Origin of the sequence: Streptomyces sp. CB01635 (genome assembly GCF_002803065.1) — a bacterium.
Lineage (GTDB): Bacteria > Actinomycetota > Actinomycetes > Streptomycetales > Streptomycetaceae > Streptomyces.
Map to the genome: position 1 here is coordinate 67,710 of NZ_NNBL01000006.1, position 23,364 is coordinate 91,073.

Annotated in this window: 22 protein-coding genes; 15 read left to right on the forward strand and 7 right to left on the reverse strand. The window is 70.2% G+C overall.

Features of this window, described 5'->3' with window-relative positions; genetic code table 11:
* Positions 1-130 precede the first annotated feature (130 nt).
* Positions 131-1,750, reverse strand: a complete 1,620-nt coding sequence (locus tag CG723_RS19540; protein WP_100594757.1) for a beta-N-acetylhexosaminidase — start codon at positions 1,748-1,750, stop codon at positions 131-133.
* Positions 1,751-1,957: 207 nt separating this feature from the next.
* On the opposite strand from CG723_RS19540, the gene CG723_RS19545 reads away from it, so the two are divergent.
* From CG723_RS19545 to CG723_RS19565, 5 genes are all read left to right on the forward strand, one after another.
* Positions 1,958-2,677 carry a 2-oxo-4-hydroxy-4-carboxy-5-ureidoimidazoline decarboxylase gene (locus CG723_RS19545; protein ID WP_442802575.1) on the forward strand — a complete coding sequence of 240 codons (720 nt, stop codon included), beginning with the start codon at positions 1,958-1,960 and terminating at the stop codon, positions 2,675-2,677.
* 149 nt (positions 2,678-2,826) lie between these two features.
* Positions 2,827-3,207, forward strand: coding sequence for a succinate dehydrogenase, cytochrome b556 subunit (gene sdhC / locus CG723_RS19550; RefSeq protein WP_100594758.1), 381 nt, complete (start codon positions 2,827-2,829; stop codon positions 3,205-3,207).
* Between the two features lie 8 nt (positions 3,208-3,215).
* Positions 3,216-3,704, forward strand: a complete 489-nt coding sequence (locus CG723_RS19555; protein WP_100594759.1) for a succinate dehydrogenase hydrophobic membrane anchor subunit — start codon at positions 3,216-3,218, stop codon at positions 3,702-3,704.
* 23 nt (positions 3,705-3,727) lie between these two features.
* Entirely contained in the window at positions 3,728-5,482 is a 1,755-nt protein-coding gene (sdhA, locus tag CG723_RS19560; RefSeq protein WP_100594760.1) for a succinate dehydrogenase flavoprotein subunit, read from the forward strand.
* Positions 5,482-6,246, forward strand: a complete 765-nt coding sequence (locus CG723_RS19565; RefSeq protein WP_100594761.1) for a succinate dehydrogenase iron-sulfur subunit — start codon at positions 5,482-5,484, stop codon at positions 6,244-6,246. The genes sdhA and CG723_RS19565 overlap by 1 nt, the downstream gene beginning before the upstream one ends.
* 77 nt (positions 6,247-6,323) lie before the next feature.
* Here the strand turns inward: CG723_RS19565 and CG723_RS19570 are convergent, their stop codons facing one another.
* Positions 6,324-6,758 carry an Lrp/AsnC family transcriptional regulator gene (locus CG723_RS19570; protein ID WP_100594762.1) on the reverse strand — a complete coding sequence of 145 codons (435 nt, stop codon included), beginning with the start codon at positions 6,756-6,758 and terminating at the stop codon, positions 6,324-6,326.
* A 110-nt stretch (positions 6,759-6,868) separates the two neighbouring features.
* Between CG723_RS19570 and CG723_RS19575 the strand changes: the two genes are divergently transcribed.
* The 6 genes from CG723_RS19575 (at position 6,869) to CG723_RS19600 (ending at position 11,324) form a co-directional block, all read left to right on the forward strand.
* Positions 6,869-7,798, forward strand: a complete 930-nt coding sequence (locus CG723_RS19575) for an SMP-30/gluconolactonase/LRE family protein (protein WP_100594763.1) — start codon at positions 6,869-6,871, stop codon at positions 7,796-7,798.
* A 44-nt stretch (positions 7,799-7,842) separates the two neighbouring features.
* Positions 7,843-8,244: a VOC family protein gene (locus CG723_RS19580; protein ID WP_100594764.1), complete on the forward strand. Its 402-nt coding sequence runs from the start codon at positions 7,843-7,845 to the stop codon at positions 8,242-8,244.
* Positions 8,245-8,355: 111 nt separating this feature from the next.
* A complete protein-coding gene (locus tag CG723_RS19585) occupies positions 8,356-8,766 on the forward strand; it encodes a hypothetical protein (RefSeq protein WP_100594765.1) in 411 nt (136 codons plus the stop codon).
* 5 nt (positions 8,767-8,771) lie between these two features.
* Positions 8,772-9,281, forward strand: coding sequence for a thiol-disulfide oxidoreductase DCC family protein (locus CG723_RS19590; protein ID WP_100594951.1), 510 nt, complete (start codon positions 8,772-8,774; stop codon positions 9,279-9,281).
* A gap of 9 nt (positions 9,282-9,290) precedes the next feature.
* Positions 9,291-10,064, forward strand: a complete 774-nt coding sequence (locus tag CG723_RS19595) for a TetR/AcrR family transcriptional regulator (protein WP_100594766.1) — start codon at positions 9,291-9,293, stop codon at positions 10,062-10,064.
* Between the two features lie 45 nt (positions 10,065-10,109).
* Positions 10,110-11,324, forward strand: coding sequence for a D-alanyl-D-alanine carboxypeptidase family protein (locus CG723_RS19600; RefSeq protein ID WP_100594767.1), 1,215 nt, complete (start codon positions 10,110-10,112; stop codon positions 11,322-11,324).
* Between the two features lie 128 nt (positions 11,325-11,452).
* Here CG723_RS19600 and CG723_RS19605 read toward each other — a convergent pair whose 3' ends face one another.
* The gene (locus CG723_RS19605; RefSeq protein WP_100594768.1) at positions 11,453-11,959 is read right to left on the reverse strand and encodes a MarR family winged helix-turn-helix transcriptional regulator; all 507 of its coding nucleotides are present in this window, start codon (positions 11,957-11,959) and stop codon (positions 11,453-11,455) included.
* 94 nt (positions 11,960-12,053) lie between these two features.
* On the opposite strand from CG723_RS19605, the gene CG723_RS19610 reads away from it, so the two are divergent.
* Entirely contained in the window at positions 12,054-13,367 is a 1,314-nt protein-coding gene (locus tag CG723_RS19610; RefSeq protein WP_100594769.1) for an MFS transporter, read from the forward strand.
* Here CG723_RS19610 and CG723_RS19615 read toward each other — a convergent pair.
* A complete protein-coding gene (locus CG723_RS19615; protein ID WP_100594770.1) occupies positions 13,297-15,759 on the reverse strand; it encodes an MMPL family transporter in 2,463 nt (820 codons plus the stop codon). The two genes, CG723_RS19610 and CG723_RS19615, sit on opposite strands and share 71 nt — an antisense overlap.
* A 419-nt stretch (positions 15,760-16,178) precedes the next feature.
* On the opposite strand from CG723_RS19615, the gene CG723_RS19620 reads away from it, so the two are divergent.
* Together CG723_RS19620 and CG723_RS19625 are read left to right on the forward strand one after the other, a co-directional pair.
* A complete protein-coding gene (locus tag CG723_RS19620; RefSeq protein ID WP_100594952.1) occupies positions 16,179-16,853 on the forward strand; it encodes a response regulator transcription factor in 675 nt (224 codons plus the stop codon).
* Between the two features lie 17 nt (positions 16,854-16,870).
* The gene (locus CG723_RS19625; protein WP_234374402.1) at positions 16,871-18,391 is read left to right on the forward strand and encodes a sensor histidine kinase; all 1,521 of its coding nucleotides are present in this window, start codon (positions 16,871-16,873) and stop codon (positions 18,389-18,391) included.
* A 57-nt stretch (positions 18,392-18,448) separates the two neighbouring features.
* Here CG723_RS19625 and CG723_RS19630 read toward each other — a convergent pair whose 3' ends face one another.
* From CG723_RS19630 to CG723_RS47610, 3 genes are all read right to left on the reverse strand, one after another.
* Complete coding sequence (locus CG723_RS19630) at positions 18,449-20,005, reverse strand: ABC transporter substrate-binding protein (RefSeq protein ID WP_100594771.1); 1,557 nt, start codon at positions 20,003-20,005, stop codon at positions 18,449-18,451.
* Positions 20,006-20,291: 286 nt separating this feature from the next.
* Complete coding sequence (locus CG723_RS19635) at positions 20,292-21,593, reverse strand: metallophosphoesterase (protein WP_100594772.1); 1,302 nt, start codon at positions 21,591-21,593, stop codon at positions 20,292-20,294.
* Positions 21,594-21,647: 54 nt separating this feature from the next.
* Positions 21,648-21,887, reverse strand: coding sequence for an SCO4848 family membrane protein (locus tag CG723_RS47610; RefSeq protein ID WP_234374403.1), 240 nt, complete (start codon positions 21,885-21,887; stop codon positions 21,648-21,650).
* On the opposite strand from CG723_RS47610, the gene CG723_RS19640 reads away from it, so the two are divergent.
* Positions 21,826-23,349 (forward strand): D-alanyl-D-alanine carboxypeptidase, encoded by a 1,524-nt coding sequence (locus CG723_RS19640; protein WP_234374404.1) that lies wholly within the window; start codon positions 21,826-21,828, stop codon positions 23,347-23,349. The genes CG723_RS47610 and CG723_RS19640 overlap by 62 nt on opposite strands.
* The last annotated feature ends 15 nt before the right edge of the window (positions 23,350-23,364 follow it).

Sequence of the window (23,364 nt, forward strand, 5' to 3'; positions counted from 1 at the left end):
CCACTTTTGGACACGAGGGACCCCCCACGGGTTCACGGTGAGCCGGTCGCGCGCATCTCCCCAGAGCGCGTCGATCACCGGCCAGCGGAACATACGGTTCAGGCCACCGCGCTGTCCACTGCTAAGCCGCTCAGGATCCCAGCCGGTTCGCGAGCGCCACGAACTGCGGCCACGTGAGCGGCGGTTTGCCCGGATACCAGAGCTTCTGGATCGTGGCCCGCAGCGGCATGCGGATCCCCTGCGCGACCTGCGCCTGCGTCTGCGAGTTCGCCAGGTCGCACCACACGGCGAACGTGCCGCCCAGGATCTGGCTGTCGTACTTCGCGGGCACCGGCGTCGTGCCGCGCACGACGAGCGGCGTCCAGCTCTCGTAGATCCGCTGCCCGGTCGGGTACACGAAGTCGTTGGGCTGACCGAGGACGTAGTAGAGGAACTCGTCGTTGTAGTTGGTCATCTTGCGGCCCTCGGCCAGGTACTCCTCCGGCGGGCGCGCCCCGATCTCCTTGCCCGTCCAGTAGGCGACCTCCAGGCCCTTGTCGGCCTTGACGACACCGCCCCGGAAGAACCCGTCGTTCCACGCCTTGAGGGAGCGGTTGAACGGCTTCATCGTGGCGACCCGGTCGTTCAGCCAGCCCGTCGTGAGGTCCTCGACCGTCGCGTTCGCCCCGTACTTCTTCTGGGCGGCGGCCGCGAGCTGCGGGAAGGACGCCTCGGGGTTCTTCACCGTCAGGGCCTGGTACTCGTCGCCACCCAGGTGCCAGAACGCGCCGGGGAAGAGGGGAGCGTACTCACGCAGCAGATCGTCGACGATCTTCGCCGACTCGGGGTTCGAGATGTCGACGGCGCCGCGCGTCGCGACACCTGCCGTGTTCCGCAGCTGGAGCTCCGGGTGCGCCGCGATCACGGCACCGAGGTGTCCGGGCGAGTCGATCTCGGGGATCACGGTGATGTGCCGCTCGGCGGCGAGCGAGACGATCTCGCGGACCTGCGCCTTGGTCAGGTGGTCGGGCGAGACGATCTCGGGGTGCGAGTCCGACTGGATACGGAAGGCCTGGTCGTCGGAGAAGTGCAGACCGAACTGGTTGTACTTCAGGTCGCCGATCTCCCGGATCTGTTCCTTGATCCATCCGACCGTGAAGGGCTTGCGCGCGATGTCCAGCATGAATCCGCGCTGCGGCTTCGCCGGCGCGTCCTTCACCACGCCCTCCGGCGCGGTCCCCCCGCCGTGCACCTCCTGCTTGAGCGTGCGCGTGCCGTAGAAGACACCCGCGTCACCCGGCCCCACGATCCGCACCCGGCCGTCCTTCACGGCCATCGTGTACGACTCCGGGTTGCCGCTCCCGCCGAGTGCCAGCTCCACGTCACCGGCGCCGGCCCTGACCTTGCCCGCGTACTTCAGCTTCAGCTCGCCGGCGATGAGCTTGCCCTCGTCGGAGAGCTTCGCGTCCCCGATGACGACACGGCCGCCGGTGGGGCGCCACCCGGTCCCGCGCGCCGCCGTGTGCTCGCGCACGGAGGGGATGGTCTGCGGGGTTTTCGACAGGGCGTACGACTTCGAGGGCGAGGGCTCCGCCGAGGTCTGGGCCGAGTCGGAGGTGGGGGACGCGGACCTTCCGTCGGAGGGGCGCCCGGCACGGGTGGCGTTTGCGCCACCCCCGTCGCCGGCGCAGCCGACGAGGACCATGGTCAGCGCGACCGTCCCCGCCGTGACAACTCCCGCGCCGACCGTCGATCGACTCCGCGTGCCCATCAGTGACCGCCCTCCGGTTTCGACAGCAACCTCGAGATCGAATTCCGCGTCCTAGGAGGCGACCGTAAGGCCCCGCTCCCCCGACCTCCTGTCCACCACACGCCCCCAAACTCTCCCGTCCGGGTGAAATCGGTGCATCCGCCAGACAACTCCAAGCCCGGATCGCTAGCGTGTACGCACATCCGTCACACCCTCACCACATGTCCCGTGACACTCCTGACTGACGTCTCGTCCCAGTGTCAGCCCAGCCACGTCCCACGTCTCGCCGAGGAGCGCACGCTGCCTTCGCACCGTTTCTCCCGCCTCCCCGGGCATGCCGCCATACCGGTGCAGTGCTCACCAGGGCATGCGTCGCCGCTGCAGTCGTCCCCGCACGGCCTCACGCGGTTCAACACGCTGCCCGCGACCGAGGCCGAGCGCGCGCTCCTGACCTGCTGCGGATCACTCCACTGGGCCTGCCGCCTCGTCGCCCACCGGCCTTACCCGGACCTCGACGCCCTGCTCGCCGCCGCCGACGAGGCGGTCTACGACTTCGCGCCCGCCGACCTCGACGAGGCCCTGTCCCGCGAGTCGCTCCCCCTGACCCCGCACCGCTCGTACTCCGTCGCGCACACCGCGCTCGGCGCCGCGCACAGCGCGTACGAGAGCCGCTTCGGTCACGCGTTCGTCATCTGCCTCGACGGCTACGGGCCCGACGAGGCCCTGGACCAGCTCCTGGCCGGAATCCGGTCACGCCTTGGCAACGATCCCGAGGAGGAGCGCGTCCTGTCCTGGGACGAGCTGCGACGACTCGCCCGGGGACGACTCGTCCGGCTCGTACGGTCGCTCGATGCCCGGACAGAGCCCCAGGAAGCGATAGACCCGCAGGAACCAGCGGATTCCGGGCGCCCCGACAGCGCGTCCGATAGCCCGTACGTGGCTGTTTGATTGCCTGTTTGATCACACCGGCGGCCCCCGGGCGAGCGAGCCGACAACTCGTCGATACGATGACGAGCGGCCGGTGGACCGTACCCGGCCGGGCCCGACCGACAGAGAAGCCGGCGCGGCCCCAATCCCCGCTCCCGGAGGGTTCTTCCGTGCCGGCTGGAACGCTGTACCGCGGCCGGGAAGGCATGTGGTCGTGGGTGGCTCATCGAGTCACCGGTGTCCTCATTTTCTTCTTCCTGTTCGTACACGTCCTGGACACCGCTCTCGTCCGCGTCTCCCCCGAGTCGTACGACGACGTCGTTTCCACCTACAAGACGCCGATCGTCGCGCTCCTCGAGTACGGCCTCGTCGCCGCCATCCTCTTCCACGCGCTCAACGGCCTGCGTGTCATCGCCGTCGACTTCTGGTCGAAGGGCCCGCGCTACCAGAAGCAGATGCTCTGGACCGTCGTCGGCATCTGGGTCGTGCTGATGGTGGGCGCGCTGTACCCGGTCCTCGGCCACGCCGTCCGTGAACTCTTCGGGAGCTGACGCCAGACATGTCTGCTGACACCACCCCTGCGAAGACGCCCGGCGTCGGACCCGTCGAGGGCGTCGCCGTCTATGACGTCGACAACCCGGCGCCCTTCATCGAGGCCCCCCGCAAGCGCACCTCGAAGACCCCGCGCTCGACGCGCGGCAACTTCGAGATGGCCGCATGGCTCTTCATGCGCCTGTCCGGCGTCGTCCTCGTCGTCCTGGTCCTCGGCCACCTGCTCATCCAGCTCGTCCTCGACGGCGGCGTGAGCAAGATCGGCTTCGCGTTCGTCGCGGGCCGCTGGGCCTCGCCGTTCTGGCAGGGCTGGGACCTCCTGATGCTGTGGCTCGCGATGCTGCACGGCGCGAACGGCCTGCGCACGGTCATCAACGACTACGCCGAGCGCCCGAACACGCGCCTGTGGCTGAAGGGCCTCCTGTACACCGCCACGGTGTTCACGATCCTGCTGGGCACGCTGGTGATCTTCACCTTCGACCCGAACATCCGATAGGCACGGGGCTGAGGCAACCACTCATGAAGATCCACAAGTACGACACCGTCATCGTCGGCGCCGGCGGCGCGGGCATGCGCGCGGCCATCGAGTCGACGAAGCGCAGCCGCACCGCGGTCCTGACGAAGCTCTACCCCACCCGCTCCCACACGGGCGCGGCGCAGGGCGGCATGGCCGCCGCGCTCGCCAACGTGGAGGAGGACAACTGGGAGTGGCACACCTTCGACACGATCAAGGGCGGTGACTACCTGGTCGACCAGGACGCCGCCGAGATCCTCGCGAAGGAGGCCATCGACTCCGTCCTCGACCTGGAGAAGATGGGCCTGCCGTTCAACCGCACCCCGGACGGCACCATCGACCAGCGCCGCTTCGGCGGCCACTCGCGCAACCACGGCGAGGCCCCGGTCCGCCGGTCCTGCTACGCCGCGGACCGCACCGGCCACATGATCCTTCAGACGCTGTATCAGAACTGCGTGAAGGAGGGCGTGGAGTTCTTCAACGAGTTCTACGTCCTGGACCAGCTCATCACCGAGATCGACGGCGTCAAGCACTCCGCCGGTGTCGTCGCGTACGAGCTGGCGACCGGCGAGATCCACATCTTCCAGGCCAAGTCGGTCATCTACGCCTCGGGCGGCACCGGCAAGTTCTTCAAGGTGACGTCGAACGCGCACACCCTGACCGGTGACGGCCAGGCGGCCTGCTACCGGCGCGGTCTGCCGCTGGAGGACATGGAGTTCTTCCAGTTCCACCCGACCGGCATCTGGCGCATGGGCATCCTTCTCACGGAGGGCGCCCGCGGTGAGGGCGGCATCCTCCGCAACAAGGACGGCGAGCGCTTCATGGAGAAGTACGCGCCCGTCATGAAGGACCTCGCGTCCCGTGACGTCGTGTCCCGCTCCATCTACACGGAGATCCGTGAGGGCCGCGGCTGCGGTCCCGAGGGCGACCACGTCTACCTCGACCTCACGCACCTCCCGCCGGAGCAGCTCGACGCCAAGCTCCCGGACATCACGGAGTTCGCGCGCACGTACCTCGGTATCGAGCCCTACACGGACCCGATCCCGATCCAGCCGACCGCGCACTACGCCATGGGCGGCATCCCGACGAACGTCGAGGGTGAGGTCCTGTCGGACAACACCACCGTCGTCCCCGGTCTGTACGCCGCCGGCGAGGTCGCCTGCGTGTCCGTGCACGGCGCCAACCGCCTCGGCACCAACTCGCTGCTCGACATCAACGTCTTCGGGCGTCGTGCGGGCATCGCGGCCGCCGAGTACTCCGAGAAGGCCGACTACGTCGAGCTGCCCGAGGACCCGGCTTCGATGGTCGTCGCGCAGGTCGAGCGCCTGCGCAACTCCACGGGCACGGAGCGCGTCGCGGTGATCCGCAACGAGCTCCAGGAGTGCATGGACGCCAACGTGATGGTGTTCCGCACCGAGCAGACGATCAAGACGGCCGTCGAGAAGATCGCCGAGCTGCGCGAGCGGTACCGGAACGTCTCGATCCAGGACAAGGGCAAGCGGTTCAACACCGACCTCCTGGAGGCCATCGAGCTGGGCAACCTGCTCGACCTGGCCGAGGTCATGGCGACCTCCGCCCTGGCGCGCAAGGAGTCCCGCGGCGGCCACTACCGCGAGGACTTCCCGAACCGCGACGACGTCAACTTCATGCGCCACACCATGGCGTACCGCGAGGTCGGCGACGACGGCTCCGAGTCCATCCGTCTGGACTACAAGCCGGTCGTCCAGACCCGCTACCAGCCGATGGAGCGTAAGTACTGATGGCTACCCCGACCATGGACAAGCTCGAGGCTCTCGAGGCGGACAACGGCTCGCACCTCATCACGGTCACCTTCCGCATCCGCCGGTTCAACCCGGAGGTCTCCGCGGACGCGGTCTGGGAGGACTTCCAGCTCGACATCGATCCGAAGGAGCGTGTCCTCGACGCCCTCCACAAGATCAAGTGGGAGCTCGACGGCTCGCTGACCTTCCGGCGCTCCTGCGCGCACGGCATCTGCGGCTCGGATGCCATGCGCATCAACGGCCGCAACCGCCTGGCCTGCAAGACGCTGATCAAGGACATCAGCCCGGAGAAGCCGATCACGGTCGAGGCCATCAAGGGCCTCACGGTCCTCAAGGACCTCGTGGTCGACATGGACCCGTTCTTCCAGGCCTACCGGGACGTCATGCCGTTCCTGATCACGACGGGCAACGAGCCGACGCGCGAGCGTCTGCAGTCCGCCGAGGACCGCGAGCGCTTCGACGACACGACCAAGTGCATCCTGTGCGCCGCGTGCACGTCCTCGTGCCCGGTCTTCTGGAACGACGGCCAGTACTTCGGCCCGGCCGCGATCGTCAACGCGCACCGCTTCATCTTCGACTCGCGTGACGAGGCGGGCGAGCAGCGCCTGGAGATCCTCAACGACAAGGACGGCGTGTGGCGTTGCCGCACGACGTTCAACTGCACGGACGCCTGCCCGCGCGGTATCGAGGTCACCAAGGCGATCCAGGAAGTCAAGCGCGCGCTGATCACGCGACGCTACTGACCTTCCCGGTCGTACATCTCGTACATCCCTGAGGGCCCCGCTCCCGGTTTCGCACCGGGGGCGGGGCCCTCGGTGCGTCACGTGACAACTGGCCGCTCGAAGAACGTCTCCAGGGCCACCGTCGCCTGTGTGCCGCTGACGCCCTCGATCGCGTACAACCGCCGGAGCACGTCCTGGAGTTGCTGCGTCGTCTCCGTTCGCACCTTCACCAGGACCGACGCGCTGCCGGCGATCACGTGCGCCTCCTGGATCTCGGGGATCGCGGCGAACTCCCCGGCCGACTCGCCCATCCACGACGACGACTCGACCATCACGAACGCGAGCACCCCCTGCCCGAGCGCGGCCGGGTCCACGTCGACGGTCGTCCGCCGGATCACGCCCCGCTCGCGCAGCTTGCGCACCCGCTCGTGGGCCGCGCCGGCCGAGAGGCCGACCTCCTTGCCGAGCGCCGCGTACGCCGTCGTCGCGTCCCGCTGGAGCAGCGCGACCAGCTTCCGGTCGATCTCATCCACTGCCACTGTGACCCACTCCCGCTCCGTCGACCATGGCGTAACCGTATCCCGTTCTGCCATAGTCCCATACGACAGGATGTCATTCGGTCTACAGTTCCTGGGGGATAACCATGTCTGGCCAGAACCAGCCCAGCGTGTACGAGATTCTGGACGAGCGCTTCCGTACCGGACGGTGCGCTTTCGGGGACGACAGCCTCACCACCCTGCACACCGGCAGCCGTTGGGCCGAAGGGCCCGTCTACCTGCCCGCCTGGCGCCAGCTCATCTGGAGCGACATCCCCAACGACCGCCTGCTGCGCTGGGACGAGGCGACCGGCGCGGTCAGCCTCTTCCGCACCCCTGCCGGACACACCAACGGCAACACCCTCGACCGCGAGGGGCGCCTCGTCAGCGCCGAACAGGGCGGCCGCCGCGTCACCCGCACCGAGGCCGACGGCCGGATCACCGTCCTCGCCGACCGCTTCGAGGGCAAGCGGCTCAACAGCCCGAACGACGCGGTGGTCCGCTCGGACGGCTCGATCTGGTTCTCCGACCCGGACTTCGGGATCACCAGCGACTACGAGGGCTTCCGCGCCGAGTCCGAGATCGGCGCCAACAACGTCTACCGGATCGACCCCGCCACCGGCGAGGTGCGCCAGGTCGCCGACGGCTTCGGGGCGCCGAACGGCCTCGTCTTCTCGCCCGACGAGCGCCAGTTGTACGTCTCCGACACCCGGGCCGGATGCATCCGCGTCTTCGACGTCCAGGACGACGGCGAGAGCCTGAGTGACGGCAAGGTCTTCGCCGAGACCAGTGGCGACGACGGCCGCTTCGACAACATCCGCTTCGACGACGGCGGACGGCTGTGGGCCGCCGCCATGCACGGCGGTGTGCACTGCTACGACCCGGACGGCACGCGGATCGGCCGCATCGACGTCCCGGAGCCCGTCTCGAACGTCGCGTTCGGCGGCCCCAAGAACAACATCCTCTTCATCACCGCGACGACGTCCCTGTACTGCCTGATGACCTCCGTGACCGGCGCGCCACGTATCCGCCGCTGACGATGTACCGTCCCGTTCGCCCGAAACATGGCTAATCTGACGGTATGTCACTTGAGCTTGAGCTGCTCGGCTTCGACAACGTGCTGTTCCCCGTCGGCGATCTCGGCGAGGCGGTCTCCTTCTACGAGCGGGCCGGTTTCCACGTGAAGTTCCGCCTCGACGAGGCCGGGATCGCCCTCCTCGAAGCCGGCAAGGAGACGCCCGGCGTACTGCTGCGCGCGGAGGAGGACTTCGACCGCCGGCCCCCTCCGCAGCCGGGGCCACGCGTATGGCTGGAGGTGCGCGACGCGAAGGCGGCGGCCCGCGCGCTGACGGAGGCCGGGATCCCGCCGGCCGACCCGCCGTTCTCCACCTCCACCGGTTACGTCGTGGAGTTCGCGGATCCGTGGGGCAACGTCATCGGCCTCACGGACTATCTCAAGCGGCCCGAACTGGCGCGGAGTTGATAGCCGGGTTCGTCGATCCCCATCGGCCGACCCTCGCTTGAACATGTTCAAAAACAGGTCTACAGTCCTTCTCGACAGCGTTTTTGAACGCGTTCAAGGAGGGGTGGGGAAATGGACCTCACAGTCGTCGCATACGTCGTCTACCTCGTCGTCAGCATCAGCCTGACCGTCTGGGTGGCGCGCACCCTGAGCCGTAACGGAAGGGTCTTCCTCGCCGACGTGCTGCACGGGAACGAGAAGCTCGCGGATGCCGTCAACCATCTGCTGGTGGTCGGCTTCTACCTCGTCAACCTCGGCTTCGTGGCGCTCTACCTGAGCGGGGACGACGACATCGCCGACACCCGCGGCATCTTCGAGGCCCTGTCGACGAAGCTCGGCGTGGTGCTCCTGGTGCTGGGGGTCATGCACCTGGGGAACGTGTGGGTGCTCAACAAGATCCGGCGGCGGGGGGTCATGGAGCGGGAGCAGCAGCCGCCCGTTCCCCCGCAGGGCTGGGCCGCGCCGCCGGTGGCCGGGGCGTGACGGCGATGAGCGGGGTCGCGGACCGGGGCACCACGGGGGCCCCGGTCCGCCGGCTCGTCCTCCTCTACGACGCCCAGTGCCCGCTCTGCACATTCCTGCGGAACTGGCTCGCCCGGCAGCGGCAGCTCGTCCCGCTCGACCTGGTGCCGGCCGGGTCCGAAGAAGCCCGGCGCCGCTGCCCCGGGATCGACCACATCTCCACGCTCTCGGAGATCACGCTCGTCGGCGACAGCGGCCAGATCTACCGCGGACCCGCCGCCTGGGTCGTCACCCTGTGGGCACTGTCCGAGTACCGGCCGCTGTCCCACAAATTCAGCAGCCCGGCCGGCGCCCGCCTCGCGCGCGCTGCGGTCCTCGCCGCCGCCAAGTACCGCCAGGCGCACCGGGACCAGCAGGTCAGGAAGGCCGGGGGCGGCGCCTACCGCAGGACGGACGGCTGGGTGTACGACCGCGTCGACGGCTGGACGTACTACGGCCCCGCGGCCTGCGACAGCGGCTGCCCCGTGCCCGATTAGGCTCTGAGCGTGCCAGCAGAGAAAGAGACCCCCAGCCCGGCAGCCGCCGAGAGCCCCGCGAAGAGTCCCGCCAAGAGTGAGCAGACGCGGGCGCTGATCCTGGAGACCGCGATGCGGATGTTCCGGGAGCGGGGCTACGACAAGACGACGATGCGGGCCATCGCGAAGGAGGCGGGGGTCTCCGTCGGCAACGCGTACTACTACTTCGCGGGCAAGGAACACCTCATCCAGGGGTTCTACGACCAGATCTCCGCGGAGCACCGGGCGGCCGTACGGCCCGTGCTCGACCGGGAGAGCGACCTGGAGAAGCGTATCGCCGGGGTGCTCCGCGCCTGGCTGGAGATCGCGGAGCCGTACCACGAGTTCGCGGCCCAGTTCTTCAAGACCGCCGCGGACCCGACCAGCCCGCTCAGCCCCTTCTCGCCCGAGTCGGAGCACGCCCGCGAGACGGCGATCGACGTGCACCGCGAGGTGCTGTCCGGCTCGAAGGCGAAGGTTCCGGCCGAACTCGCCGCGATCCTGCCGGAGTTGATGTGGCTCTCCCAGATGGGGCTCGTCCTGTACTGGGTCTTCGACAGCTCCGAGGACCGGGAGCGCAGCCGGCGCCTCGCCGAACGGGGGGCACGCCTGACCACGCGCGGGGTCGCCCTCGCCCGGTTCCGGGTGCTGCGGCCGCTCGTCCTCGAGGTGCACGAGCTGTTCACGGACTTCCTGCCGGGGATGACGGAGGCGTCTACGGCGGCGCGGGAGAAGGGGAACGGGACGGGGAACGGGGCAGTCTGATCTTCGGGGGCTGCGGGGCCGGCGGGGGGCTCTTACCTTTGGTTCATGCGCGGCTTGTACGGTCGTCTGATGCCCGGCTCCTCTTCATCGCACCACGTCAGCCGCCGCGCCGCGCTCGCCCTCGGTCTCGGCGCCGCGGCCTCCGTCACCCTGCCAGGGCCGCGCGCCGCGGCCTCGGTCTCCGCCGTCGGCGGGGAGCGGCTCGGCAGGTCCGGTGTCCAGGTGGCGTCCGGCACGCCCCGGCTGCCGAAGCTCGCCGCGCAGGCGTGGCTCGTCGCCGACCACGACAGCGGCGACGTCCTCGCCTCGTACGACGCGCACCGCGCGCTGCCCCCGGCGTCGACGCTCAAGATGCTGTTCGCGGACACGGTCCTGCCGAAGTTCGGGCGGGCCTCGGTCCACAAGGTGACCGCCGCCGATCTCGCCGGGATCCCGTACGGCAGCAGCCTCGTCGGTGTCCAGGCCGGGACCTCGTACACCGTCGAGCAGCTGTGGCAGGGCGTCTTCCTGCGCTCCGGGAACGACGCGGTGCATGTGCTCGCCAGCATGAACGGCGGGGTGGGCGAGACCGTCCGCCAGATGCAGGCCCGCGCGAAGGACCTCCAGGCGAACGACACGCATGTGGTCAGCCCCGACGGCTTCGACCACAAGGGACAGGTGTCGTCGGCGTACGACCTGACGCTGTTCGCGCGCGCCGGGCTCAAGAACGAGGACTTCCGCGGCTACTGCGCCACGAAGACGGCCGACTTCCCGGCCGGGGGCAAGAAGACGTTCCAGATCCAGAACACGGACCGCCTCCTCACCGGGCAGGGGGTGGCCGCGTACCAGGGGCTCATCGGCGTCAAGAACGGCTACACCTCGCACGCCGGCAACACGTTCACCGGCGCGGCGACCCGCGGCGGGCGCACCCTGCTCGTCACCGTGATGCACCCCAGGTCGGGGTACGAGGCGGTGTACGAGGAGACGGCGGCGCTGCTCGACTGGGGGTTCGCGGCGGCGAGCAAGGCAGATCCGGTCGGCACGCTGGTCACGCCGCTGAGCGAGCAGCCCAAGGGCGCGGCGGCGGCCAAGCCGGGTGCGGGGGCCGCGGGCTCGGTGGGCGCTGCGGGCGCTCCCGTCGCCGCGTCGACCACGTCTCACACGGACGACTGGGCGTTCGGCGGCTCGGCGGCGGTCGCGATGCTCGCGGGCGGCGGGCTGCTGGCGCTGCGGCGTCGGGGGCGGGAGCGGCCGAGCGGGCGTCGGCGGCGTCAGGGCTGACGCCGGGCCAGTGGCGGGGCGCGATGTGAGGGCTGGCGCCGTCCAGTGGGCGGGGCGCGGCGTCAGGGCTGACGCGGCCCAATGAGCGAGGTACGGCGTCAGGGCTCTCGTCTCTGACGGCGTGCCCGTCAGGGTCGGCGGCCGCCGGGGCCCGATTCGGCGGCCACCATCACCCGCCGCAGCAGGTCCGAGAGCTGCTTGCGCTCCTTCGCGTCGAGCGCGCCGAGCACCCGGTGCTCCTCGCCCCCGAGCCGGTCCATCGCCTTGCGCCAGATCGCGTGGCCCGCTTCGGTCAGCTCCACGTCGACCCGGCGCCGGTCGGTCCTGGACGGCGTACGGACGACGAGGCCGCGGCGTTCGAGGCCGTCGAGGCGGCCCGTGACGGAAGCCGGGGCGAGGCCCAGGTCCGAGGCGAGTTCCGAGGGCGCCGCGCGTCCGCCGCGCCCCGCGAGCTTGTGCAGCGTGTCGTACTCGAACCGCTCCAGCTCCACGTCGACCAGGGCCTGTTCACGGATCCTGCGCAGATGCCGGGTGAGCTCACCGGCACGCGTGATCGCGCCCTCGACGTCCGGGTCGAGGTCCGGCATGACCGGCAGCCAGCGCGCCAGGTGCCCATCGGTCCAGTCGCGTTCCATGGGGGCAGTTTACGGCCAGATCCTTCGGTGCCGGATATTTTGATTCCCGATACTTCGTTGACGAATACTTCGGCGACGAAATACATTCGCCCGCATGCCGCGCCCCAGCCTCCGCCACCCGCTGTTGAGCAACGCCCGCTTCCGCCGCTTCTTCCTCGGCCGCCTCCTCTCCCTGGTCGGCGACGCCGTCATCCCCTCCGCCCTCGCCCTCGCCGTGCTGCGCGCCACCGGCTCGGCCTCGGCGCTCGCGCTGGTCCTGGGCTGCGCGATGGTGCCGCGGCTCGTACTCCTCCCCCTGGGCGGCGTGATCGCCGACCGCTTCAACCCGCGCATCGTGGCCCTGACCACCGATCTCATACGGTGCGCCGGCCAGCTCTTCGTGGGCATCGAACTCCTCTCCGGGAAACCGGAGTTGTGGCAGATCGCGGTCGCCGAGGCGATCGGCGGCGCGGCCTCAGCCTTCGCCATGCCGACGCTCGCCTCACTGATCGTCGGCATCGTCGGCGAGAAGGACCGGCAGGCCGCCAACTCCGCCCTAGCCGTGGTCCGCAGCGGCACGCTGGCGGGCGGTCCGGCGCTCGCCGGGCTGCTTGTCCTGACCGCGGGTCCCGGCTGGGCGTTCGTGCTGGACGCCGCCTCGTTCGCCGTCAGCGCCGCCCTGCTCGCCACCCTGCGGCTCAGCCGCACCACGGCACCCGCCGAGGAACACCGCTCTCTCCGGTCCGACCTCGTCGAGGGCTGGCACGAGGTGCGCTCGCGCGGCTGGTACTGGACGAGCCTCATCGCCCACGCCACCTGGAACGGCGCGGCAGCCGTGTTCGCCACCCTCGGACCGGCCGTCGCCGTCAAGGAACTGGGCGGCGACGGCGCCTGGATCGTGATCGCCCAGGCCGGCGCCGTCGGCCTCCTCCTCGGATCACTCCTGTCCGGGCGGGCCCGGCCCCGCCGCCCGGTCCTCACGGGCAACCTGGTCCTGACCACGTACGTCCTGCCGCTGGGGCTGCTCGCCCTGCACGCCCCCGCACCGGCGGTCGCCGCCGCGTTCGGCGTCGCCCTGGCCGGTCTCGGCTTCTTCAATCCCCTGTGGGAGACGGCGGTGCAAACGGCCGTTCCCGCGTCGGTCCTCGCCCGCGTCACCTCGTACGACTGGCTGCTCTCGCTGGCCGCGATGCCCCTCGGCTACGTCCTCGCCCCGCTCGCCGCCGACGCCTGGGGCGAGGCGACCCCGCTGTGGATCGCGGCGGCGGCCGTGGGCCTGGCCTGCTTGGCCACGGCGGGGGTGCCCGGCGTACGGCACTTCACGCTGAACACCCCTGCCAACCCGCCTGACGCAGACGTCAGTTCACCAGATCTGCACCGTCGTCCGTCAGCTCCACGTCGTACACCAGCGGATCGCCCCCGACGGTGATGTGGCGGGCGCGCGGCACCACTCCGTGCGCCGTCACCGCCAGGACGTACGCCCCCGGCGCGGGCACCGACACGATGTACGAGCCGTCGGCGAGGGACGTGACGCGGTCGAGCTGGCGGCCGCCCCTGGAGACGAGGGTCACGGAGGCGCCGGCCAAGGAGTCGCCGTCGGGGGTGCGCAGGAATCCGTGGACGACCGTGGCTCCGCCGGTGCTGCTCTCCATGGGCTCCGCGGTCCTGACGAGGCCGGCGCTTTTGACGGGCTCGGTCGGCGGTGCGGCGGGCGGCTCGGCCGCCTCCACGGCCAGGTGCGGGAGCCGGCGGTCCAGCCAGTCCGGCAGCCACCAGTTGGAGCGGCCGAGGAGATGCATCGCCGCCGGAACCAGCGCCGTACGCAGGATGAACGCGTCGAGCGCGACCGCAGCGGCCAGCCCGATGCCCGCCATCGCGCCCTCCATGTCGCCGCTCAGGACGAACGCGGAGAACACGCAGATCATGATGAGAGCCGCGCAGTTGATGACCCGGCTCGTCTCGGCGAGGCCGACGCGCACGGCCCGCGCGTTGTCCCCGGTGTGCACCCACTCCTCGTGCATCCGGCTCACCAGGAACACCTGGTAGTCCATCGAGAGGCCGAACAGCAGCGACAGCATGATCACCGGCAGGAATGCGGTGATCGGCCCCTCCTTCCCGATGCCGAGGAACTCCGTCCCCCAGCCCCACTGGAAGACCGCCACCAGGACGCCGAACGACGCGGCCGCCGCGATCAGGTTCATCAGCGCGGCCGTGAGCGGCACCACGAACGAGCGGAACGCGATCAGGAGCAGCAGGAAGCCGAGCCCGATGATGGCGCCCACGAAGTAGGGCAGCCGGTCGCCGGTCACCGACGCGAAGTCCTTGAAGACGGCCGTCACCCCGCCGACGTGCGCCTCGACACCGGCTTCCGGGATCACATCGTCCCGCAGCCGGTCGATGAGCCGGTCCGTCCCGACGGACTGCGGGGACGTCTCCGGCACGACCTGGATGACCGTGATGCCCCCGGCGGGCGGGGCCGCGGCGGCCTGCGCGACGTCGTCCGTCGCACGGATCGTCCTGACCAGCTCCGTGGTGTCGGCGCCGCCCGGCACGACGACCTGAAGCGGCCCGTTGAAGCCGGGCCCGAAGCCCTCCGCGAGCAGGTCGTACGCCTGCCGGGTCGTCGTCGACTCCTGGTTGTTGCCCTGGTCGGTGGCGCCGAGCCGCAGCGACAGTACGGGCAGCGCGAGCACCGCCATGACGACCAGCGCCATCGTCGCGATCGAGCGCGGGCGCTTTTGCACATACGCCGACCAGCGCGCCGCGGGACCGCTCGCCTCGGCGGGATCCGGCCCCGCCGCCGCGAGCTTCCGCCGCTGCTTGCGGCTGAGGACGCGCGGGCCGAGCAGGCCGAGGAGCGCGGGCAGGAGGGTGATCGCCGCCAGGACGCTGAGCACGACCGTGAGGGACGTGGCGATGACGACACCGTCCAGGAAGCGCAGGTTCATGACCAGCATCCCGGCGAGCGCGATGCACACGGTGCCGCCCGCGAACAGGACCGCGCGCCCCGACGTGTTGAGGGCGCGCACCGCCGACTCCTCCGGTCCGAGCCCTCGCTGGATGCCGCGCCGGTGCCGGGTGACGATGAAGAGCGCGTAGTCGATGCCGACGCCGAGACCGATCAACGAGCCGAGCAGTGGGGCCACTTCGGGCACGTTCGTCACATGGCTGAGCAGCATCGTCGCCATCATTCCGCTGCCGACGCCCATGATCGCGACGACGATCGGAAGCAGCATCGCGAACAGCGAGCCGAAGGCCAGGAAGAGGACGACGGCCGCCGCCGCGATGCCGACCACCTCGGATACGCCGGTGGGCGGCTCCTGGATACGGGTGATGGCCTGGCCGCCCAACTCGACCTGGAGTCCGTCGCGTTCGGCGCCCTGGGCCGTGTCGACGACTTTCTGGACGAGGTCCTTGGGGACCTCGTTCGCCTGGTCGGTGAAGGTGATCTGCGCGTAGGCGGTGCGGCCGTCGCGGCTGATCTGCGCGGCGCCGTTCCTCTCGTAGGGGCCCGCGACCTGGCCGACACCCCGCATTCCGGCGATCTCCTTCAGCGCGGGCTCGATCCGGGACCGTACGGCTTTGTTCGTCACCGACCCCGCATCGCCGGACGCCCGCCACACCACGGTGTCCGTGTCGCCCGAACTCTGCGGGAACGCCTTCGTCATCAGGTCGTACGCCTGCTTGGAGTCCGTGTCGGGGAGGGAGAACACGTTCGAGTAGTCGGTCCCCGCCGAGGTGCCCGCGGCCCCCAGGCCGAACAGCGCCCCCACCCACAGCACCAGGACCACCAGGCGGTGCCGGTAGCACCACCGTGCCAATGCCGTCACGTTTGCCACTCCTTCGGTCTTCCGTCACCGGGAGCGCGGCCGTAACTCCGGCGCGGGCTCCGCGGGTTCCCCCGGGCCTGCCTCGGCCTCAGCATCCGTGGGCGCGGGGGCACGGCGGCACGACGCGGCCATGACTCTCAAGGAACTCCAAGGGGCAGGCAGCCCCGAGCGGGGGCGGGCGCGCCGATACTGGACTTATGAACGCTGGGGGTATGAGTGCCGGGCATGTGAACGAGGGACCTGTCGAATCGGGGCACGCGAAGGGTGGGTCGGTGGCCTCGGGGCACGCGGACGCCGGTCCCGTGAACGCCGGGCACGCGAACGCCGGGCACGCGGACGCCGGGCACGCGGACGCCGGTCCTGTGGGTGCCGGGCCCGTGAGCAACGCGGAGCACCCCGCGGGAGCCACCGTGCTCATCGTCGAGGACGAGCCGAGCATCACCGACGTCCTCGCGATAGCCCTGCGCTACCACCGCTTCGAGGTCATGACGGCGGGCACCGTCCGCGAGGGCCTCGCCCTGGCCACACGCACCCGGCCCGACGCCGCGCTCCTCGACGTGATGCTTCCGGACGGCGACGGCCGGGCGCTCGGGCGCGAACTGCGCGCCCGCAGGCCCGATCTGGCCCTCGTCTTCCTGACCGCGCGCGACGCGCCCGCCGAGATCGTGGGCGCGCTCGGTTTCGGCGACGACTACATCACCAAGCCGTTCAACATCGACGAGGTCGTGGCCAGACTGGGCGCCGTCCTGCGCCGCACCCGGTCGGCCGACGTCCTGCCCGAACGGCCGCCGCTGCGCTACGGCGACCTCGAACTCGACGAAACGGCCTACACCGTCCACCGCTCGGGCCACACGGTCCAGCTCACGCCCACCGAGTACGCGCTCCTGCGCTTCCTCGTGCGCAACGGCGGCCGCGTCGTTCCCAAGGAACAACTCCTGCGGCACGTATGGCAGTACGAGCACACGGCGGAGTCGACCGTCGTCGAGACCTACATCAGCTACCTACGGCGCAAACTCGAAGCGCTGGGGCCGCCGTTGATCACTACGCGGCGGGGGGTCGGGTACGGGCTTGCGGGTGGGGCGTGAAGCGGGGGCGGGGGCACGTGCCCGGTCGGAGCCGGCGGTTCCACTCCCTGCGCGCCAAACTCACCCTCGTCAACGTGGCGCTGCTCGCCCTCGGCATCGTCGCCGCGACCGCCGTCAGCCTCATGGGCATGCGCCACTATCTCCTCGCGAACGTCGACGCCGAGCTGACCTCGTCCCGCACCTCGCTCCAGCGCACCGGTCTCACCCTCAAGCAGATCGAGTCGCTCAGCGAACTGGGCATCGCCCTCGACAAACTCTCCCCCGGCCCCAACTCCACCGATTCTGGGGCGAGTTCACTACCGCGCAACGAAACCGTGTTCGTGGCGGTCGACCGGGCCGGCGAGCCCATCACCGTAGGCACCCTGCGCCCCACCGCCCGCCAGCGCGACCTCGCCTCCGCGGTCGACGATCCGAAGGCGCTCGCCACCGCCGACGAGCCACGCGACGTCACTGTGCACGGCGACCCGTACCGCGCGGTGGGCGCTCGGCTCGCCGACGGCACGACCGTGCTGCTCGCCACCTCGACGGCCAACGTCCAGACCGGCATCCACAAGGCGCTCAGGCTCGACATCGCCCTCGGCACGGGCCTGCTCACGCTGCTCGCCGTCCTCACGATGATCGGCGTCAGCCACCGGATGCGGCCCCTCGAAGACATGGTCGAGACCGCGTCGGCCATCGCCGACGGAGACCTCGCACGGCGCGTGCCGCCGCACCACGACACCGCCCTGGAGGTCGAACAGCTGCGGCTCGCCCTCAACTCCATGCTCCACCAGGTCGAAACGGCCTTCGAGACCCGCGAGCGCAGCTCCGCCCAGCTCCGGCGGTTCGTCGCCGACGCCTCCCACGAACTGCGTACGCCGCTCGCCGCGATCCGCGGCTACCTCCAGCTCTACGACAAGGGGATGCTCCGCGACCCGGCCGAACGCACCCGCGCCCTGGGCCGCGTCCACGCCGAGGCCGACCGCATGAGCCGACTCGTCGACGAACTCCTCACCCTGGCCCGCCTCGACCAGGGCCCCGAACTGCGCCTGCGGAACGTCGATCTGAGCCGGCTGGTCCGCGAAGCCGCCGACGACCTTCGCGTGCAGCAGCCGGACCGCCCGGTCCACGTCGCCGCGGACGGCGCGCTGCTCGTCCGCGCCGACGAGTCGGGCCTGCGCCAGATCCTCGGGAACCTCCTTGCCAACGTACGTACCCACACACCGGAGGACGCCCCCGTCAGCGTCTCGCTCGAACGCGCGGACGGGACGGTGCGGCTGTGCGTGGCCGACGAGGGCCCCGGGCTTGACGAGGAGGACGCGGCACGGATCTTCGACCGCTTCTTCCGGGCGGGCGGGGGTGCCGGCAGCGGTCTGGGCCTGGCGATCGTGCAGGGGGTGGTGTCGGCGCACGGCGGCGAGGTGTCCGTGCGCACGGCTCCGGGGACGGGGGTGCGGGTGACGGTGGTGCTGCCGGGGGGTGGGGGGCCTGTTGGTTCGGCTCTGGCTGAGGGGGATCCCGTGAGTGAGGTTCCTGCTGGGGCTGAGGGGATCCCGTGAGCGAGGTTCCTGCCGGGGCTTAGGGGGATCCCGTGAGTGAGGCCTTCTCGGAGCCGGTCAGATCCAGCCGAGCTGCCACAGCCGGAACACCCCGGTCCCGTCCGACAGATACTGCCCGCCGGTGATGTCCTCCGTGCTGAGCACGTACTCCTTGCGCTGCCACAGAGGGATGAGCGGGACGTCGCGTGCGACCGCTTCCTGGAGCTTGCGGAAGTCGCCCATGGTGCGGCTGCGGTCCTCGTACTGCTGACTGGCCTGGATCAGGCCGTCGACCTCTTTGCTGCTGTATCCGTTGTGCATGCCGGACCCGGTGCGCACGAGCTGCGCGGTGAACGTGTCCGGATCGGGGAAGTCCGGCAGCCAGCCGACCGCGTACGCGTCGAGCTTCCCGCTCGCGTACCGCGTCTGGAAATCGGTCCACTCGTAGTAGCGCAGGCTCACCTTGAACAGCCCGCTCGCCTCCAGCTGCCGCTTGATCTCCTTCGCCTCGGACGCGGACGCGGCGCCGCGCGAGTACGCGAACTCGAAGCGGACCGGCGCGCTCACCCCGGCTTCCTGGAGCAGCTTGCGGGCACGGGCGGCGTCCGGCTTCGGATACGCGTCGAAGAACGCGGTCGTGTGCCCGGTGATGCCGCGCGGGATCAGGGAGTAGAGGGAGTCGACGGTGCCTTGGTACGTCGAGGCGACCAGCCGGTCCCGGTCCAGGAGCGTGGCGAGGGCTTGTCGCACCCGGCGGTCGTGCAACGGGCGGCCCGTCCGCACATTGAGGACGAGATTGCGGGTCTCCGCGCTCTCGACCTCGGTGAGCCGCTCCCCCTTGTCGCTCGGCGCGTACGAGGCGAGCAGCGCGGGCGGCAGCTGCCGAGCGGCGACGTCGACCGAACGGGCCTTCCAGGCGGCCTCGAGGGCGGCCGAGTCCTTGAAGTAGCGCAGGGTGGTGGGCTTCCCGACGCTCTTGACCGCGCCCTGGTAGCGGGAGTTGGGGACGAGCTTGGCCTGCTTGCCGGGCGTGTACGAGCTGAGGCTGTAGGGGCCGGTGCCGTCGACGCGGGTACGGGTACGCAGGCTGCGCGCCGGGTACTGGGTGCTGTCGACGATGGAACCGGCGCCCGTGGCGACCTTGAACGGGAACGTCGCGTCGGGCGAGGACAGCTGGAAGGTCACCGTCCGCGCCCCGCTCGTCTCGACCTTGCCGAGTGTGTCGAGCAGAGTGGCGGGGCCCACCGGCGAGTCGATGGCCTTGACCCGGTCGAAGGAGAACTTCACGTCCTTGGCCGTGACCGCGCGACCACTCGGGAACGTCAGCCCGTCACGCAGCTCGCAACGGTAGGTGAGCAGCCCCTGGCCGACGAACCCGCAGTGCTTCGCGGCATCCGGCACGGGCGCGGCGCCACCCGCGTCGAACGTCAGCAGTGACTGGAACACGTTGCTGTACAGCGCCCATGATCCGGCGTCGTACGCACCGGCCGGATCGAGCGACGTCACGGCATCGGTCGTCCCGACCGTGATCGTCTTGCCCTGCTCATCCCGATCCGGAAGCAGCTGCCATGCGCCGGCTCCGGCGGCGGCAAGCACCATGAACGTGGCAAATACCCGCATGCGAATCGACCGCATCGCGCCCCTCCCCAGTGACGTGGATCACTGAATCACAGGAGTTTGAGCCGTGGGAAGGGGAGGTGATGAGCTTTTGAAGACCTTGAGGCACCCTGTGAGCAACTTGTGGGCAAGGGGGTTTCGAGCCTGTTTCGCGGCGGGGTCTTTTGGGGGGACGGAGGGCGGCTGACGGGCTCCTTTTGGGGGCGGCGGGCTTTCGGGGCGGTGGCTCTTTTGGGGGGCGGCGGGCTTTCCGGGACGGTGGCCTTTTTGGGAGCCGGGGGGAGATATCTCCCCGGCTCCCACCTCACGCCTGCTTCGACGCCAGCTCGACGAGCGTGATGTCCGAGGGGGCGCCCACCCGGACCGGCGGGCCCCAGGCGCCGGCGCCCCGGCTCACGTACAACTGCGTGTCGCCGTACCGCTCCAGGCCCGCGAGCGTCGGGTTCGCCGCGTCGGCGATGAAGTTGCCCGGCCAGAGCTGGCCGCCGTGGGTGTGACCCGACAACTGGAGGTCGACGCCGTGCTTCACCGCCTCGTGGATCATCACGGGCTGGTGGGCGAGGAGGACGGCGGCGCGGCCGGGGTCGCGGTCGCCGAGCGCCTTGTCGTAGTCGGGCCCGTCGCCGTAGTTCTCGCCGGTCACGTCGTTCACACCGGCCAGGTCGAACGCGCCCATCTCCACGCGCGCGTTCTCCAGGGGCCGCAGGCCGATCTCACGGACGTGCTCGACCCACGGCTCAGCGCCAGAGAAGTACTCGTGGTTGCCCGTCACGAAGTACGTGCCGTGGCGGGCCCGCAGTCCCGCGAGCGGCGCGACGGCCGGCGCCAGGTCCTCGACACTGCCGTCGACCAGGTCTCCGACGACCGCGATGAGGTCGGGCTGCGTGGAGTTGATCGTGTCGACCACCTTCTGGGCGAACCCCCGCCCCAGAACCGGTCCCAGATGGATGTCGCTGACGACCGCGATCCTGAACCCGTGCGCCGAACGCGGCAGCCGGGCCAGCGGAACCGTGACCCGCTTCACCTTGGGCCCGCGCAGCACGCCGTAGGCACCGTTCCCGACGATCCCGGTGGTCGCGACGACGGCGGCACCACCGACAACGCGAGAGACAAAGAGCCGACGCGAGGGCTCGGACGCGACCGGGGATGTATCGGGCTTGGGGGTACTGGCGCTGGTGTTGGCGCTGGTGGGGGTGGAGGACGCGGCGGACGGCTCGTCGGGCTCGCGCGTCGGAACCAGTACGGGCTCCGGCAAGGGCCCCGCCTCCGCGCCGCCCGGCGCGGACCTGCGATCGAGGAAACGCCGCAGCAGGGGGCGCACCACCTCACCCACGAGGACCGCGAGCACCAGATAGATGGAGAAGGCCATCCACAGGAACCCGGGCCAGGACAGGACCTGCTGCAACCAGAACGGCGCACCGGCCCGCTCGCTCGCCACCGCCGCGAACATCAGCAACGGCCCCAACACGAACACGACCGTGCCCGCTCGCCGCACGAGACCAGCCCGAGCCGTGGTGTCGCGCACCAGGCGGCGCCACGCGTACCAGTGCAGACCGGCGAACACCGCGAGCGACGCAAGTCCTGCGACCACTAATACGGCGATCACGACGCCGCTCCCCCCATTGCGTTCATCGCGGTGTCCGTTGCGGTGTTCTTCACGTCACGCCCGACGCAGGGCACGCAGTCCGCGGAACCCGATGACCCCAACCACCGTCCCCAAGACAAAGGAGACAACGGCGAGCGTCAGATGCACCCAGAAGTACGCGGTCGGGTCGCCGGCGTCGTCAAAGGCAAGCCCGCTCCCGTCCTTCCACAGGTTCTTGACGAAAGTGACCCAGATGACCCAGCTCCAGACACCGAAGGCGAGCAGGAACCAGGAGACGGGGCGGCTGAGCTTCATACCCTCAGTATCGCCAGTCCTCCGTCCGCACCGCCGCCGGGGTGGGGAGCAGGGGACACAGGACACCTCGGCGAAGACTTACGGGCCCCAGCCATGTACGTTCTCGACCGTGCCTGCCTCGAATGAGTCGTATTTCACGACCGCCCCTGCCAAGACCGAGTCTCTTTCCGAGCGTTCCGGTCTGAAGCGTTCCGGTCCTCGGCGTGCCGGGCGCTGGTCCGCCGTAGCCGCCACGGTCGCCGCCTCCGCCACTCTCATCTCGGTCTGCTGCGCATCACCCGCACTGGCAGACGACAAGCCGGGGTCTTCCAAGGGCAAGGCGAAGCCGCCGGCCTCGATGTCGACGGTGGGCGGCGCACAGCTGGGCAAGCCGGGCACGCAGGTGGATCTGGCGAACGGCGCCCCCGTCCTGCCCAAGGATCTGAGCGCGCGCTCCTGGATCGTCACGGACGCCGAGTCGGGCCAGGTACTCGCCTCGCACAACGCGCACTGGCGCCTGCCCCCCGCCAGCACCCTCAAGATGCTCTTCGCCGACACGGTCCTCCCCAAGTTCCCCAAGTCGCAGACGCACAAGGTCGTCCCTTCCGACCTGGCCGGCATCGGCGATGGCTCCAGCATGGTCGGCGTCAAGGAGGGCTACACCTACACCGTCCACGACCTGTGGCTCGGCGTGTTCCTCCGCTCCGGCAACGACGCGGTCCACGTCCTGTCCGCCCTCAACGGTGGTGTCCCGCAGACCGTCAAGGACATGCAGTCCCACGCCGACGAGCTCCAAGCCCTCGACACCCACGTGGTCAGCCCCGACGGCTACGACGCCCCCGGCCAGGTCTCCTCCGCCTACGACCTCACTCTCTTCGCCCGCTCGGGCCTGCAGAAGGCGGACTTCCGCGAGTACTGCGCGACGGCGACCGCGAAGTTCCCCGAGTCACAGAAGAAGGGCAAGACCACCAGCACCTTCCAGATCCAGAACACCAACCGGCTCATCACCGGCGACATGGGCCTCGACCCCTACAAGGGCATCGCCGGGGTCAAGAACGGCAACACCACCAACGCCGGCGCCACCTTCACCGGAGTCGCCGAACGCAACGGCAAGGTCCTTCTCGTCACCGTCATGAACCCCGACTCCGGCGAGAACCAGGCCGTTTACCAGGAGACGGCCCGTCTCCTCGACTGGGGTTTCAAGGCCGACGGCAAGGTCACCCCGGTGGGACAGCTCGTCGCGCCCAAGAGCGCCGACACCGGCGGCTCCGACGGCTCCCCCGCCGGCCCGAAGGGTGACAAGGGGGCTGCGGCACCCGGCAAGGCGTCGACCGCCCACGCCTCCGTCCAGAACGGCTCCAGCGGCGTGGGTACTGCCCTGGCCATCACGGGCGGCGCCCTGTTCCTCCTGGCCGCGGCCGCCTTCCTCGTCAACCGCCGCTGGCCCCTGCCCGAACTGGTACGCCGCCTCCCCCGGCGCTGACGGGCCTCACCCGGG

Bases quoted from the DNA above. Each gene is read 5' to 3' on its own strand.
- CG723_RS19540 (WP_100594757.1), bottom strand. From the start codon at position 1,750: ATGGGCACGCGGAGTCGATCGACGGTCGGCGCGGGAGTTGTCACGGCG.
- CG723_RS19555 (WP_100594759.1), top strand. From the start codon at position 3,216: ATGTCTGCTGACACCACCCCTGCGAAGACGCCCGGCGTCGGACCCGTC.
- sdhA (WP_100594760.1), top strand. From the start codon at position 3,728: ATGAAGATCCACAAGTACGACACCGTCATCGTCGGCGCCGGCGGCGCG.
- CG723_RS19565 (WP_100594761.1), top strand. From the start codon at position 5,482: ATGGCTACCCCGACCATGGACAAGCTCGAGGCTCTCGAGGCGGACAAC.
- CG723_RS19575 (WP_100594763.1), top strand. From the start codon at position 6,869: ATGTCTGGCCAGAACCAGCCCAGCGTGTACGAGATTCTGGACGAGCGC.
- CG723_RS19580 (WP_100594764.1), top strand. From the start codon at position 7,843: ATGTCACTTGAGCTTGAGCTGCTCGGCTTCGACAACGTGCTGTTCCCC.
- CG723_RS19585 (WP_100594765.1), top strand. From the start codon at position 8,356: ATGGACCTCACAGTCGTCGCATACGTCGTCTACCTCGTCGTCAGCATC.
- CG723_RS19590 (WP_100594951.1), top strand. From the start codon at position 8,772: ATGAGCGGGGTCGCGGACCGGGGCACCACGGGGGCCCCGGTCCGCCGG.
- CG723_RS19600 (WP_100594767.1), top strand. From the start codon at position 10,110: ATGCGCGGCTTGTACGGTCGTCTGATGCCCGGCTCCTCTTCATCGCAC.
- CG723_RS19605 (WP_100594768.1), bottom strand. From the start codon at position 11,959: ATGGAACGCGACTGGACCGATGGGCACCTGGCGCGCTGGCTGCCGGTC.
- CG723_RS19610 (WP_100594769.1), top strand. From the start codon at position 12,054: ATGCCGCGCCCCAGCCTCCGCCACCCGCTGTTGAGCAACGCCCGCTTC.
- CG723_RS19630 (WP_100594771.1), bottom strand. From the start codon at position 20,005: ATGCGGTCGATTCGCATGCGGGTATTTGCCACGTTCATGGTGCTTGCC.
- CG723_RS19640 (WP_234374404.1), top strand. From the start codon at position 21,826: ATGACCCAGCTCCAGACACCGAAGGCGAGCAGGAACCAGGAGACGGGG.
- CG723_RS47610 (WP_234374403.1), bottom strand. From the start codon at position 21,887: ATGAAGCTCAGCCGCCCCGTCTCCTGGTTCCTGCTCGCCTTCGGTGTC.